The following is a 14,892-nucleotide window of genomic DNA, read 5'->3' as shown; positions in this document are numbered from 1 at the left end:
GTTCAAAAGGGGTTTCGGTTCGACGCGTTTGTCGGGTCGGATGAGCGTCGGGTGGAGGAGGACGAGGGGCGCCGTCGGAGTTATAAATCGTCCGGGCGGACGCACGACCATGGGCGATCCAGCCTGCGACCGCCGGTTCTGTCCGGAGTGCGACCTCGCGGTCTCGTGTGCCGACGACACCTGTCCGGAGTGCGGTGCCCGGATCGAGGGCATCGAGGGGTGAGGGCGGAGGTCGCCGTCGCCCCCTCTCGCTCCCCCGTCGATTCTCGTCGCTCCGTCTGCGACCGCACTACTGCATGTCGGCGAACTTGTCTCTCCGGAAGAGGTCGAGCTCCTGTGCCGTCGACCCCTCCCGCGTGACCGCGAAGGCGATCGCCTCGGCGACCTCCTCTGGCTCAGTCACCGTTCCGGGCTCGAAGCGCTCCTCGAACGGCTCGCCGTCCTCGCTACCGAACTCCGTGCGCACCTCGGAGGGGTTCACGACGGAGACCGCCACGCCCTCGTCGCCGACCTGGGCCGCGACGCTGTGGGCGAAGCCGCGCGTCCACCACTTCGTCGCGGCGTACACCGGGTTCTGCGGGCGGGGGTACTGGCCCGCGAAGCTCCCGACGACGACGAGCGTTCCCTCGCGCTCTTTTAACTGTGGGAGCGCCGCCCGCGTGAGGAAGAACGTCCCGTCGACGTTCGTCTCCTGCATGGCGAAGTACTCCTCGTCGGTCATCGACTCCACGTCGCCGCCGCGGCCGATCCCCGCGTTGGAGACGACCGCGTCGAGCCCGTCAAACCGATCGACGACCGACTCAACCGCGGCCTCGGCGGTCTCGCGCTCGCGGACGTCGCCGTCGACGACCAACGCGCTCGCGTCGTACTCGGTCTCCAACGCCTCCGCGACCGCGTCCAGCGCCTCGCGTCGGCGAGCGAGGACGCAACGTTCGCCCCGCGCTCCGCGAGCGCGTGTGCCGTCGCCTCGCCGATCCCGGAACTCGCCCCCGTTACCAGTATCGTTGTGTCGCCGAGACTCGTCATGGCAGACCCGTCAGCGACGGCGGGTATAAATGGTCGTGTCGCGGTGAACGCAGCGATCGGCCAGCGGCCTCGCCGGTGGCCCGGTTTAGCGCCTGAACGAGCCGATATGCCGGTAGTTCGGGTCCGCGCGCATGTCCACGTGTCCGCAGCTGACGCACCGCCAGACGTACGCTCCGAGCTTCGCGACAGCGTCACCGCCGTCTATCGGCTCGCTCCAGTCCTGTCCGCACCGGCCGCACTCGTCGGGCCGGTACTTGCTCTCGACCGACTCCTCGGCGTCGACATCGGCGGTGCCCGAGACCGCGATCGACTTCGCGGCGGCGCGGACGTCCTCGTCGCTCATCCGGGGCCGGAGCCCGTTTAAATACTCCTGCAGCCGCTCGGCTCTGGCTCGGAGCCGCTCGTATCGGTCGTCGTCGGCCGGGTCGTCGTCGGCCGGGTCGTCGTCGGCCGGGTCGTCGTCGGCCGGGTCGTCGTCGGCCGGGTCGTCGTCGGCCTGCCACTCGTACGTCGATATCATGACTGTGGTGCGGTAGTACTGGTCGAGCAGCAGGTGGTAGTTCGCCCGGCACGACAGCGTCTCGATGCACGCGGTGAGGTCCGCCTCGAACACCGGGCGTTCGAGTTCGCGGTCGTACCCCGACTCCGGACCGCCGCTCGACCGCCGTCGGAGCCCGAGCACCCGACAGTGGGACGCCTCCGATTCGACCCGTTCGAGGACCGGTTCCGGCCCCTCCTCACCGAACGAGTCGTCCAACACGACGACCGCTACTCCGGCGTCGAACGCCTCGAGGAACTGCGCGCTCGTCAGCGCCCGCCGCGTCTCGTAATCGTCGAGCCAGAGGCCATAGAGGTCGGCCCTCGTCTTGTTCGCCTCGCAGACGACGACCGCCGAGGCCGGGAGCTCCATCAGAGTCACCCACCGACCCGAGCGGTATCGACTCGTGGCTCGGTCATCTCACTCGTTCCGTCCGGTGCGCGCGGGCGACGACCCGCGCATCGATTCAGAGAGGCGTCGCGGTTCGACCGAGAAGGAGTGAACGGTCGCGAGGTCGTCGACGAGCGAGATGGCCGTCTCCACCGACCGCTCCGCCCGACGGACCTCCTCTCCCGCCCCGTCGTCGGTCGCCGCCTTCAGCTGCTCTTCCGCCTCTCGAAGCGGGTATCCGAGGTCCTCGGCGAGCACCTCGCCGAACTCCGTCAGATGTCGCTCGATCTCTTGTTGGTGTTCCTTCGACTCGGTCACGTCTTGGATGAAGCTGACGGCGTGGGTCGTCTCGCCGCCTCCTTCGGCGACTGGTGCAACGCTTATGCGGCCCCAGAAGGGGGTCCCGTCCGCCCGGGAGAGGACGAGAGTCTCCGAGCGGTGGCCGCCCGTTTCGACCGCCGACGCTATCGCCTGGATCCGGTCGGGGTCCGTGTCGTCGCCGCCGAGGACCGACACGCTCTCGCCGACGACCAAGTCGCGGTCGTGGCCGGTAACCGCTTCGAACGCGTCGTTCACGTAACTCATCGGGCTCCCCGGCTCCGTCGTCTCGTGGATCGCGATACCGACGGGTGCGGTCTCGATAGCGCGATTCTTCAGCCGAAGCTCCCGTTCGCGGCGCTTCCGCACCGTGATGTCGGTCGCGATCCCGACGACGCGCGTCAGCTCGCCGTCCTCGTAGACCCCCGACGACTGGTCGTGAACCCATCGGACCTCCCCGTCAGAGTGGACCACGCGATACGTCTCCTCGTACGCGTCGGGATCCTCGCTCTGCTCGGCCAACGCCGCCTCGACGCGGTCGTGGTCGTCGGGGTGGATCGCCTCGACGAACGACGCGGCGTCCTCGTCGAGCGTCTCCGGGGGGAGCCCCCAGACGTCCTCGTAGGCGTCGCTGATGAAGTCCATCGACTCCTTCTCGGGAGTGGATATCCAGATGACCTCCCCGGCGCTCGATTGGATCTGATCGAGCATCACCGCCCGCTCCTCCCGCTCCGTCACGTCGAGGGTGAGCCCGATCACTCGGCTGACGGCACCCGTTTCGTCTAGTACCGGCTGCAGCCACGCCTCGAGGGTCGAGTCGGCGACCCCGACGAGGTCGTGGGTGGATTCGCCGCGTAGCGCGGCCTCGACGCCCCCACGCAGCTCGGGCTGATCGGCGAACACCTCCCCGACCGGATCCCCGCGGGTCACCGGTCGGCCGAGACGCCGGGGAAGCGTCTCGCCGCGAACCGTCGACACCGTTCCGTCGGGCTCGACCTCGAACAACGTCAGCGGCGCGCTGTCGGCGACGGTCTCGACGGCCTGCCGGAGCCGCACCAGTCGGTCTTCCCGCTCTCGTCGCTCGGTCACGTCGCGCCCGATACCGACGATCCCCTGCGGCGACCCGTCCGGCCCGGTCACGAGCGCGCCCGTGTACTCCACGGGGGTCGTCTCACCCTCTCTCGCGACCAGTTCCGCCTCGATGGTAGCGCTACCGGTCTCGAACACGGTCTCGATCGCGTCGGCCATCCTGTCTCTGTCGTCTCCGGCGAAGAATTCCAGCGCGTGCGTCCCCTCCAGCTGCTCGTCGTCGTAGCCGGTCATCTCGCGGAAGCGGTCGTTCCACCGCTTGAGCGTGCCGTCGGTGTCGAGCGTATAGAACGAGTCGTCGATGGTGTCGAGGAGCCGCTCCGTCGATTCCGAGCCGAGCGACCGCTCATCGGGCGTCGTCGCGACCGTATCCATCCGGCGAGCGAGCAGCGTCGTCTCATCGACACCGTCTCGACGGACCAGCACGTCCGTCGCTCCGGCCGCGAACGCCTCGTCGACCGTCGTGCCGTCCGATACGACCGCGAGCGACGGAATGTCCGGGAGAGCGTCGTGGGCCGTGACGAGCGGGTCGACGCCGGACCCCGAAGGCAGCTCGCAGACGACCAGTCGCACGCCGGTCGGGTCCACGGAGGCGACCCCCGTCGCCGCCTCACCGAGGGACACGACGCGATCCGGCCCCCCGACGACTGTCGATTCCGCGGCCGCTTCGCGGACCCAGTCTGCAGTTGGGCCGAAGTGAACCACACCGTTTCGTCCTCTCCGTCCCTCCATATCGGTTCGAGCCGAGCAACTTACAAAAGCGCATGCCACAAATTATCAAACATGAATGCCGATCCGGCGCCTCGGGACGGCCTCCAGCGGCGGCACGGAGCCGGCCGGCGACGCGGTGGCGCGTCGCTGTACGGGGGAGTTTCTAAGGGAGCCGGTCGCAGCGCGAGAAAGCGGGCCGTCCGCTGACTCGTGGGCGCGATCGCTCCACAACTGACAAGTATTGCATCCGTTCGCAGGGCGAACGCACGGCGGTTTCGCTGCAGATAGCTGAGTGTATGTCGTGTTTTGTCGGCCGAAACAACGACATCTGCGAACATATTCGGTATTATAGGCAAAGATATCCGGATGCTGGCCGATTTCCCCCCTGTTCCGTACGTCACGCGTCTCGGAAAATGGTGTCGGGTGAGACAGAGGAATGACCCCCAGCCACGTACGTGTAGTCGACTGACGATTGATGCTCGACGCACGGTCCAGGTACGCCGCCGATGCGACCGGGCCGACGGGCGATCATCACGTCTGACCCACACACCATGAGAGACGAACACACTGACAGACGCGACGTATCGACCGGCCACTCCAGACGCGACCTCCTCAGGACGGCTTCGATCGGCGCCCTCGCTGCGGGGTTCGCCGGCTGTCTGGGCGGCGCGACTAGCGGCACCGACACGACCAGTAGTGGCGCCGGTGCCACAGCCCGCTGGGCCGGCACCCAGAACCCCGATACGACGTGCTGGGACTTCGACGAGAACCTGTCCGAAGGGTCGGAGGGCTGTGGACTCGTCTATCCCGTCTTCGAACTCAAGCGGCGACTCGACGCGCGAGAAGATGCCCCGGACATGGCCCTCGTCGACAGCAAGGAACTCTGCAGCGAGCAGTCCTGCATGTCGAAGCTCGACTCGAAGGTGATTCAGTTGGGTAGCAGCTCGGTCGCCAACTCCGCGAAAATATGGCCGGAGAACGAAATCTGGAGCATCCCGTACACGTTCCCGGTCCACCAGCGGGCCTCCATCGGCTACAGTTTCGTCCACCCGACCACATGGGAGGACTACTGGGTGCCCTTCGCGAAGAAGTACAACGTCGTCCCGGTCGGCTTCGACCCGCCGGGCTACCGCGCGCACCTCATCGGTACGGGCAGCGACCCCGGCACCCCGGTCACCTCGCCCGCCGACTTCGAGAATCGAAAGATCCGCACCACCCAGAGCGAGGTCATCTCGACGGCATTCGACGAACTCGGAATGAACCCGATCACCATCTCCTTCTCCGACACGCTCCAGGGGATGAAGTCGGGCGTCGTCGACGGCCTAGAGATCATCACGCCCTACGCCGTCGCGGCCCAGATCACGTCGATCACCGCGCAGGTGACGCTGACCCAGTGGGCACCCGGTCTCGACCCCATCTGGTGTCGCGTCGACTTCCTCAAGGGCCTCTCGGAGGCCGAGCGGACGGCGTTCGCGGAGGTCACGGCCGACCTCGCCGAGCAGAGCATCCAGCGCACCGATCGGATGTACGAGCGCTTCCAAGGGCTCAGCCCCGACGCACCCGTCGAGGGGTCGAACTTCCACACGCAGGGTCCCGACGACGAGCCGGTGCAGGTCAACTGGCTGAGCGAGGAGGACCTCGACGCGTGGCGGGCACCCGTCAATCCGGCCGACAACCGTGACCTCTACGACGACGCGATCGGTCGGGTTCACGACGCGTTCACGGACGGGTTCTTCGACCAACTCCACGACATCGCCCGCGAGAGCGGCGTGCCCGACCAGTCGAAGAACTTCACCCTCGACGCCTGGTGGGACGACTATCTGGATCAAATCTAAGTCGCCGATGTCGACCACACTCTTCCGGTACATCAGGATGCTCCTCGACCCGGAACGGCTGCAGGAGACGCGTCTCGGTCCCGTCGAGCGCAACCTCGAACTCTTCTTCGGCGGGACGCTTCTCGTCGTCTACGGGCTGGTGATCGGGTTCTCAGTCATCCAGCGCACCCTGACCGGCGAGCAGGCGCTGTGGGCACAAGAGAGTGCCATCGGGATGTTCGTCTGGGTCGCCTGGCTCTCCGTGGCGTACGTGATTCGCAACGAGGACCACCTGCGGTTCACGATGGTACTCGCCGATCTGTCGAACACTGGCCGGTACGTCGTCTACTGTGTCGAGTGGCTCTGCTGGCTCGCTTTCGCGGGCATCGTGTTCGTCTACTCCCTCCCCGTCTTCGGCGACTTCCTCAGCCGTGGCGGGACGATCACGGGCACGGCGGTCCCCGACGCAATCACGTATCTGGCGGTGACGGTCGGCGTCGCACTCGTGCTCTTTCGTGTCGCCGAGCAGATGCTCTGGGTGACGTACGCCTTTCGCCGCGGCGACGACATTACCTACGCGGACGGCGAGGTGGTGGGCGAGTGATCCCCCTACAGGCTGGTGTCGCCGGCCTCCCTCCGGGCGTCGCGCTCTCGGTTCTGACCCTCGTCGCCGTCGTCCTGTTCGTCGTCGGGGTACCGATCCTACTGGTGTTCTCGACGTGGGCCATCGGCTTCACCCTCGTCTTCCCCGTCTTCAGTCTGCGGAACGTGGCACTCGTCTCGTACTATCAGCTCTGGACGTTCCCGCTGACGGCCGTCCCGTTGTTCATCCTCGTCGGCGCCCTCGTCAACCAGTTACAGATTGCTCGCGATATCATCAACATGTCCCGCTCGCTCGCGGGGTGGCTTCCCGGTAGCTCGGCGAACACGGCGCTCGTCACCGCTGGCGTCTTCTCCGCCATCACGGGATCGAACGCCGCGACGACGGCCTCCGTGGGCGAGGCCTTCACCGACGAACTCAACAAGGAGGGGTACGACCCCGTGTTCAGCGCCGCCACGATCGCTGCTGGCGGCACTCTGGGCATCATCATCCCGCCGAGCGTCCTCTTTATCCTCTACGGCGTCACGTTCAACCTCTCCGTCTCGGAACTGTTCGTCGCCGGCATCCTGCCCGGCATTCTGATGCTCGGTGGACTCATGGTGACGGCGACGCTCATCTCCCGGCAGCGCGACTACGGGATGTCCGACTACTCGTTCAGCCTCACGTCCGTCTTCCAGTCGATGTTCCGGGCGCGAAACTCCCTGCTCACGATCGTCGTCCTGCTGGGTGGCATCTTCACCGGCCTGTTCACCCCCTCGGAATCGGCCTCCATCGCCATCCTCTTTGTCGTCACAGCTGAATTTCTCTCCGGGCACATCGACGATTTTGAGTTTGTGACGGAGTCCGTCCAGCTCACCGTCTACCTCGTCGGCATCATCATCCCGGTGCTGATCACGTCGATCATGATCCAGCAGAGCCTCTCCTTTCTCAACCTGCAGGATCTGGTCTCGAACGCCATTCTGGCGCTCGATTCGCCCGTTCTCGTCGGCGTCGCGTTGCTCGTCATCATGCTCCTGAGCGGGTCGATTCTGGCATCGATTCCGAACATGATCCTCACCGCGCCGCTCCTGGCGCCTGCCGCTTTCTCCCTCGGCATCTCGCCGCTCATGTGGGGCGTGATCTTCATGATCAGCGACGCCATCGGCTTCATCACGCCGCCGTACGGTCTCAACCTCTACATCATGAGCAGTATCACCGACATCGACTACATCAAAATCGCCCGCGCCGCCTTCCCCTACTTCGTCGTGTTGACCTCGGTGCTTGTGCTGTTTTTCGTCTTCCCCGAGGCGAACGTGCTCGCCGCGGACTGACCATCCGCGGGGACTGGCCTTCGTCGCATGACGCGGCATATATGTAGCCGACCGGCCAACGATGAGCCATGTTTTTGTTGTTGACCGCGGGCCCGGACGACGCCGACGCGGCTCTCCCCTTCGTCGCCGCCAAGGGGGCACTGGCCGACGGCGACGACGTGTCCATCGTGGCGATGGCCGATGCCGTCCACCTCCTGACGACCGACACCGACCGCCACGCCATCGACGCGTCGGGGCTCCCCACCGTCGGGCAGACTGTCGAGCGACTCCGCGACACCGACGCTCTCGCGGACGCCGTCGCCCTGCGCGACTGCTGTGCCGCCCGCGACATCGACGAGGCTGACCTGGCCGACTGGGCGACGATGGACGACGAACGCGCGGTGCCCCGACTCGCGGCCGGTCACGACACCACGCTCTCCTTCTAACCCGGCCGCGGCCGCCACCCCCCCACAATCTAGACGCCTTCAGAACCATCGAGTGGCCTCCCACGCAGTATGTCGGATATACAACGAATTTGTGCTGTAGTGGGCGTCAACTATGAATCAGATGATACACGTGAGGGGCACCGTTCGGTCACCGAACGAAATCCACCCGCAAATACGCCGGTTCTGAGTCGACTTGGTCGCGGTCATGCGATCTACGCGACTCGGAATCGTTCGGTGAAGAAGCGGGCCGGGCGCGATTTGAACACGCGACCGACGGATTAAGAGTCCGTCGCTCTCCCTAACTGAGCTACCGGCCCTCATCACAACGTACCCGTGTCGACGTAAAAGGCCTTTTCATTCGGCGGCGAGAAGAGCGTGTCGATTAGTCGAAAAACCGACGGATGTGACCGGTATGTCTCCAGCTGCAACGGTTGTTGTGATGGGAAACCATTATCAACTCGCGCCGAGTACTACATGTCGTATGTCAGACAACCCAATCAGCGAACGTATTGACCGACGGACGCTCCTCCGCGGAGCGGCCGCGGCCGGTGTCGTCGGGCTCGCAGGCTGTTCAGATAATGGCGGCGACGGATCGGACGGCTCCGACGGATCGGACGGCTCCGACGGCTCCGACGGATCGGACGGCTCCGATGGCTCCGACGGTTCTGACGGAAGTGACGGTGGCAGCACCGACATCATCCGCTGGCACGCCGGCGGCACGGGCGGGACGTACTTCCCGCTGTCAGGCGAGTTCGAGGGAGTCATCGAGGACAACACCGACTTCCCGGTCGAGGTGTCCTCGACGGGCGCGTCCGTCGAAAACGTCGGCAGTCTCGGCAACGGCGACGCCGACTTCGCGCTCATCCAGAACGATATCGCCTACTTCGCCCGCAACGGTGAGGGGCTCGACGCCTTCGACGGCTCCCCGGTAGAGAGCCTCCGCGGCGTCGCGACGCTGTACCCGGAGACCATCCACGTCCTGATCAGCTCCGATGCGGACATCAGCTCGCTCTCCGACTTGGAGGGCATGCGCGTCAACACCGGCGACCTCGGCAGCGGGACGCAGGTGAACGCGCTCCAGATCCTCGAATCCGCGGGCGGGCTCACTACCGACGACTTCGACGAGCAGAACACCGACTTCACGCAGGCGGCCAACCAGCTCCGCGACGGCGACGTCGACGCCGCGTTCGTCGTCGGCGGCTGGCCCGTCGGCGCGGTCGAAGAGCTTGCGACGACGACCGACGTGCAGATTCTCAACATGTCCGACGAGGAGCGACAGGCGGCCCGCGACGACGCCTCGTGGTTCGCTGACGACACGATCCCCGCCGGCACCTACGAAGGCATCGACGAGGACGTCGACACGGTCTCCGTCCAGGCGATGATCGCGACTCGGTCGGACTTCTCCGCGGACACCGTCGAGGCTGTCACTGAGGCGATCTTCGAGAACCTCGATCAGCTCTCGATCAAAACGGACTTCATCAGCGTCGACTCGGCGCAGGACGGCATGTCGGTCGAACTGCACGAGGGCGCGGCCCGCTACTTCGAGTAGCGTGACCCTCCGGTCGCGACTACTGTTAGGCCGACGCGGAACTGCTCTCGCCGCGGCCGCACTCGTGGTGGTTCTCGCGGCCGCAACGGGAGCGGCGTTCGCCGCCGGCGCGGTCGACACCGTCGCCGGCGGCCCGACGCTCGTCGTGACCGACGAGAGCGGTACCGAGCTCGTGACGGCTCCGGTCTCCGACGAGACGGAAGTCGTCATCGAGTACACGCACAGCGTCGAAAAGACGATCGTCCGCGACGTGTACGTCCCGAGAGACGGAGCGCTGGTCATGACCCGAATGGAGTTCAGCTCCTTCGGAGCGGGACTCCCGTCGCAGGCGGACGTGACAGAGCGCGACGGCCGGTACGTCTATGAGCCCCCGTCCGAATCGTACGCCCCGTTGCACCTCAAAACGGGGACCGTCGCCGACCACGACCTGATTGTCGGCGGCGAGCGGTACGACATCGCGGGGATGAGTGACGGCGGCGCGGTCGAGCTCACGATCGAACGGCGGGTTGCGCCGAGACTGTAGTCGTCGCGCCCGCTGGCACGGAGAGACTGACGCGAGACGGGGGCACGAGAGAGGTGACACAACTGTGACGACGAACATAACAGACGGGATCGAAGCGGACGCGGGAGGAACCGAGGCGACCGATCAGGTATTCGAGGAAATCGATAATCGGCGCACACTGACGGGGGTCCCGCTGATCGCCGTGGCGGTCGTCGGTATCCTCTTTTCGGCGTTCCAGCTGTGGCTGGGCGCGCGGGGATTCGTCTTCGAGTTTACGATCCCCGGCTTCGGCACAGTTCGACTCGCGTCGCTGGCGTCACTCCAGGTTCGGGCGATTCACGTGAACTTCGCGCTCGTGATGGCGTTCCTCCTGTTCCCCGGCTCGACGGGTTCGGGAGCGATCACGGGGAGAATCGGGGCGCTTCCGGCAGCAGTTCGGGAGCGGGTCGGCAGTTCGGCGGCGACCCGAGCGGCAGACGGGATCCGCGGGGCGGTCTGGTGGGCCTTCGTCGACGAGGAGTCGACGCGGATCACGCCGTCGGACCTCTTGTTGATCCTCCTCTCGACGTTCCCCACCGCGTACTACGTCACCCAGTACGACGAGATAACGGACATTATCCGCGTGCGAGGACTCAACGGCGCCGGAACGCTCGGTGAGGTCGTCCCGTGGCTCTCGCTCGTAGAGGTCAGCTTCCTCGCCGAGTACAGTCTCGCGTACCTGATGGGCGTGCTCGCGATCCTGCTGGTGCTCGAGGCGACGCGCCGAGCGCTCGGTCTTCTCCTGACGCTGCTCGTGAGCGTCTTCCTCCTGTACGCGAAGTACGGGTATCTCCTGCCACGGGACCTGCCGGTGGCGCAGACGTTCGCCACGTCGGAGCTCCGATGGAACCAGATCGTCCAGAACCTCTGGTACACGGTCGAGGGGATCCTGGGCGTTCCGGTGGGCGTCTCGGTCCGGTTCATCTACATCTTCATCCTCTTCGGCGCGTTCCTGGAGATGTCCGGTGCCGGTAAGTGGTTCATCGATCTCGCGTACTCGATCACGGGCACGCGGAAGGGCGGTCCCGCGAAGGCGAGCGTCGTCGCCTCGGGCTTCATGGGAATGCTCTCCGGGTCTTCGGTCGCAAACACGGTGACGACCGGAGCGCTGACGATCCCGCTGATGAAACGCTCCGGCTACTCGCCGGAGTTCTCCGGCGCGGTCGAATCGTCGGTCTCCTCGGGCGGGCAGATCCTCCCGCCCGTGATGGGCGCGGCCGCGTTCCTCATCGTGGAGTACACGGGGACCCCGTTCCGCGACGTGGTCATCGCCGCGACGCTGCCCGCCATCGCCTTCTTCTTCGGGATGTGGGTGATGGTCCACTTCGAGGCCGCGAAGCACGGGATCGGCGGGCTCGACCGCGACCAACTTCTCGACCTCGGGCCCCACATGCGTCGCGGGTGGTTCTACCTCGTCCCCCTCGGACTGTTACTTTACTACCTCGTGATCGCCCGGCTCTCCGTGGGTCGCGCCGGGTGGCTCACGATCGTCGCGACCGTGGCGCTCATCGCGATGGTCGCCGCGTACAACGAACGGACGGGACCGTACCTCGTCGGCGGTATCGCCGCCGGCTACACGCTGTTTGCCGTCTCCCTGTTCACGACCGGATTGACTCCAGTGGATATGTTGTACGGCGCCGAGGCCGCCGGCGGGGGCGGTGTCGGCGCCACGGCTGCGCTACGAGGGGCGGCCGTGTCACTGCCGACCGTCGTCGCCGCGATCAGCCTCGTCTTCCTGCTCGCGGACCCCCGCGGAGATGCGCCGCTCTTGGACCTCGACGACGGCGTGGTCGACGCGGCGACGTGGTTCGACGAGCAGGTCGGTCGGGAGATCGCGGGCTCTCGAGCCGGCCAGTTCGGCTCCTTCGTGCTGAAGGCGATGGACTCCGGCGCGAAGACCGCGACCATCGTGGTCGTGGCGGTCGCCGCCGCCGGGATCATCCCCGGCGTCATCGGAATCACCGGACTCGGCGGCAGCCTCCGCGCGCTCATCATCAGCGTGAGCGGCGGGTCGCTCGTCCTCCTGTTGATCCTCGCAGGCCTCTCGGCCGTGATCGTCGGGATGGGGATGCCGACGACGGTGATGTACATCATCATCGTCGTGCTTCTCGGTCCCGTCCTCCCGGAGTTCGGGATCGCGATCTTAGCGGTCCACCTGTTCGTCCTGTACCTCGGACTGATGGCGGACGTGACGCCGCCCGTGATGGTCGCCGCGTACGCAGCGGCCGGAATCGCGAAGTCCGACCCGTTCGCGACCGGCAAGCAGGCGTTCCTGCTCTCGCTGAACAAGATCCTCGTTCCGTTCGCCTTCGTGTTCTCGCCCGGGATCCTCCTGCTTCGCACGACCGAGGGAGAGGGAGCGATCCTGACCGGTGCCGACTTCGCCGACCTCGGCTTCTTCCTGCCGGAGGTCGTCGCCCCGATCCTCGCGGTGTTCGCCGGCGTGTACGCGCTCGGCGTCGCGATCATCGGCTACTACCACACGGACGTGCGGCTCGGGTCGCGCGTCTCGCTCATCGCGGCCGCGGTGTTGCTGTCGGTCCCCGGAATGGTGTTGCTCCCGGCCAGTACCGCCTTCGGACTGGTCGGGGTCGACGTCGCGCTGTACTCGATCACGAACGAGCTCATCGCTCGGGGCGTCGGCGCGGCGATCCTCGCGATCGGCCTCGTCCGCAACCGGCGGCGGGCGGGCGGCGACGATTACGAGGAAGATGACGAATCGAACAGGCGGGGGCAGCAGGACTCCCAAACGGCCGCCACGTAGTAGCCCCCCCGCGCCGAGAGCGCACTCGTTAAGTGTCGTCCCGCGGAAATCACTGCCAATGAGTAGTGGCGCATCCGGATCGGCGCGAACGCGATACGCGATCCTCGGCTGTGGGAGCGTCGGGCACGCCGTCGCGGAGGACCTGACCGGCCGCGGCAAGGACGTGCTCATCCTCGACCGGGACGAGAGCCGAGTCGAGGCGCTCCGCGATCAGGACCTCAATGCCCGCGTGCAGGATATCGCCGACCCGGACGTCGTCGAGGCGCTCGACGACCGGGACATCGTGTTAATCTTAGCGAGTGACGTGGAGGCCAACAAGGCGGCCGTCTCGGCGGTGCGCGACACTGGCGGTGACCACTACGTCGTCGTCCGGGCCTCTGACCCCGTCAGCGAGGACGAACTGCGCGAGCGCGGCGCGGACGTGGTAATCAACCCTTCGACGGTGATCGCCGACAGCGCGCTCCAGTCGTTAGAGACCGGCGAACTGGAGTACATGGCGCGCCAGCTCGCGGAGATAATCGAGGGCGATGACGGGCGGATGGCGATCATGACCCACGACAACCCGGAGCCGGACTCCATCGCGTCGGCCACCGCGCTGCAGGCCATCGCGGGTGCGTTCGGCGTCGAGGCGGACATTCTCTACACCGGTGACGTGGGCCACCAGGAAAATCGGGCGTTCGTCAACCTGCTCGGGATCGACCTGGTTGCGCGCTCGGAGGCGCCGAGCCTCTCTGAGTACGGGACGGTGGCCGCGGTCGACCTCGCGAAATCGGCCGAGGACGGGTTCGACTTCGACGTCGACATCGATATCTACATCGACCATCTCGAGGCGGACGTCCCGTTCGACGCCCGGTTCGTCGACGTGCGGACCAACGTCTCCTCGACGTCGACGATCCTCACGAAGTACCTCCAGGAGTTCGACCAGTCGCCGACCGAGGCGGTCGCGACCGCCCTCCTCTACGGGATTCGTGCCGAGACGCTCGACTTCAAGCGGGACACGTCGCCCGCGGACCTGACCGCGGCCGCGTACCTGCACCCGTTCGCGAACCACGACACGCTCGAACAGGTGGAGTCGCCGTCGATGAGCCCCGAGACGTTGGACGTGCTCGCGGAGGCGATCCAGAACCGCGAGGTCCAGGGGAGCCACCTCTTCTCGACGGCCGGGTTCATCCGGGACCGCGAGGCGCTCGCGCAGGCGGCCCAACACCTCCTCAATCTGGAGGGGATCACGACCACCGCCGTGTTGGGGATCGCCGACGACACCATCTACCTCGCCGCGCGCTCGAAGGACATCCGGCTGAATATCGGCAACGTCCTCGACGAGGCGTTCTCAGAGATGGGCGACGCCGCCGGTCACTCGACGCAGGGCTCGCTGGAGATTCCGCTCGGCATCTTCACCGGGATCGAGGCGAGCGGCGAGAACCGTGACACCCTGCTCCATCTCACCGAGGAGGCCGTCCGCCGGAAGCTGTTCGACGCGCTCGGCGTCGAAGGCGGCGGCGAGAGCGGGAACGGATCGTGAGCCCGGCGGAGTCGTTTTGCGTTCTCAGCCCGTAGCGTCCGTCAACTACGACGCCAACTATGCACGTCCCCGAGGATCCCCCCGAAACCTGTCCCGCCTGCGGCGACCCGTACGCGTCGGTCTCACGGCATGACGGCGGGTTCGTCGTCAACCTCCTCGACAACGAGCGGTACCAGCGGGTGTGTTTCCACCCGGTCGGTCCGGGGGCTGGCACCGACGACGACGGCACGTTCGACTGCTTTCACCACACCCATCGACAGGCCGGGACTGCTGCGGGGCAGTAGCAGGCTGCAA

11 protein-coding genes, 1 tRNA gene and 1 pseudogene are annotated in these 14,892 nt (G+C 66.3%); 9 read left to right on the top strand and 4 right to left on the bottom strand.

Annotated elements, in window-relative coordinates:
• Positions 1-289: 289 nt before the first annotated feature.
• From ACNS88_RS06975 to ACNS88_RS06965, 3 genes and pseudogenes are all read right to left on the bottom strand, one after another.
• Positions 290-1,026: pseudogene (locus ACNS88_RS06975) on the bottom strand (SDR family oxidoreductase).
• Positions 1,027-1,111: 85 nt separating this feature from the next.
• A complete protein-coding gene (locus ACNS88_RS06970) occupies positions 1,112-1,936 on the bottom strand; it encodes a response regulator receiver protein (RefSeq protein ID WP_435095069.1) in 825 nt (274 codons plus the stop codon).
• Positions 1,937-1,984: 48 nt separating this feature from the next.
• Positions 1,985-4,093, bottom strand: coding sequence for a PAS domain-containing protein (locus ACNS88_RS06965; RefSeq protein ID WP_435095068.1), 2,109 nt, complete (start codon positions 4,091-4,093; stop codon positions 1,985-1,987).
• A 530-nt stretch (positions 4,094-4,623) separates the two neighbouring features.
• Between ACNS88_RS06965 and ACNS88_RS06960 the strand changes: the two genes are divergently transcribed.
• The 4 genes from ACNS88_RS06960 (at position 4,624) to ACNS88_RS06945 (ending at position 8,222) form a co-directional block, all read left to right on the top strand.
• A complete protein-coding gene (locus tag ACNS88_RS06960) occupies positions 4,624-5,907 on the top strand; it encodes a TRAP transporter substrate-binding protein (RefSeq protein WP_435095067.1) in 1,284 nt (427 codons plus the stop codon).
• A 7-nt stretch (positions 5,908-5,914) separates the two neighbouring features.
• On the top strand, positions 5,915-6,490 hold the full coding sequence (locus ACNS88_RS06955) for a TRAP transporter small permease (protein ID WP_435095066.1): 576 nt from the start codon (positions 5,915-5,917) through the stop codon (positions 6,488-6,490).
• Positions 6,487-7,797 (top strand): TRAP transporter large permease, encoded by a 1,311-nt coding sequence (locus ACNS88_RS06950; RefSeq protein ID WP_435095065.1) that lies wholly within the window; start codon positions 6,487-6,489, stop codon positions 7,795-7,797. Before ACNS88_RS06955 ends, ACNS88_RS06950 begins: the two co-directional genes overlap by 4 nt.
• 68 nt (positions 7,798-7,865) lie before the next feature.
• Positions 7,866-8,222: a DsrE family protein gene (locus ACNS88_RS06945; RefSeq protein ID WP_435095064.1), complete on the top strand. Its 357-nt coding sequence runs from the start codon at positions 7,866-7,868 to the stop codon at positions 8,220-8,222.
• A 243-nt stretch (positions 8,223-8,465) separates the two neighbouring features.
• On the opposite strand, the gene ACNS88_RS06940 is transcribed toward ACNS88_RS06945, so the two are convergent.
• Positions 8,466-8,539, bottom strand: a tRNA-Lys gene (locus tag ACNS88_RS06940).
• A gap of 164 nt (positions 8,540-8,703) precedes the next feature.
• Here ACNS88_RS06940 and ACNS88_RS06935 point away from each other — a divergent pair.
• The 5 genes from ACNS88_RS06935 (at position 8,704) to ACNS88_RS06915 (ending at position 14,882) form a co-directional block, all read left to right on the top strand.
• Entirely contained in the window at positions 8,704-9,771 is a 1,068-nt protein-coding gene (locus ACNS88_RS06935; RefSeq protein ID WP_435095063.1) for a TAXI family TRAP transporter solute-binding subunit, read from the top strand.
• A gap of 64 nt (positions 9,772-9,835) precedes the next feature.
• On the top strand, positions 9,836-10,294 hold the full coding sequence (locus tag ACNS88_RS06930) for a DUF1850 domain-containing protein (protein ID WP_435095062.1): 459 nt from the start codon (positions 9,836-9,838) through the stop codon (positions 10,292-10,294).
• A 64-nt stretch (positions 10,295-10,358) separates the two neighbouring features.
• The gene (locus tag ACNS88_RS06925) at positions 10,359-13,076 is read left to right on the top strand and encodes a TRAP transporter permease (RefSeq protein WP_435095061.1); all 2,718 of its coding nucleotides are present in this window, start codon (positions 10,359-10,361) and stop codon (positions 13,074-13,076) included.
• 58 nt (positions 13,077-13,134) lie between these two features.
• A complete protein-coding gene (locus ACNS88_RS06920; RefSeq protein WP_435095060.1) occupies positions 13,135-14,598 on the top strand; it encodes a DHH family phosphoesterase in 1,464 nt (487 codons plus the stop codon).
• A gap of 59 nt (positions 14,599-14,657) precedes the next feature.
• On the top strand, positions 14,658-14,882 hold the full coding sequence (locus ACNS88_RS06915) for a DUF8145 family protein (RefSeq protein ID WP_435095059.1): 225 nt from the start codon (positions 14,658-14,660) through the stop codon (positions 14,880-14,882).
• Positions 14,883-14,892 lie beyond the last annotated feature (10 nt).

The sequence above is a fragment of the Halorubrum shenae genome (assembly GCF_051194165.1).
In the GTDB taxonomy this organism is placed as follows: Archaea; Halobacteriota; Halobacteria; order Halobacteriales; family Haloferacaceae; genus Halorubrum.
This window is presented reverse-complemented; position numbering and strand designations above follow the sequence as displayed.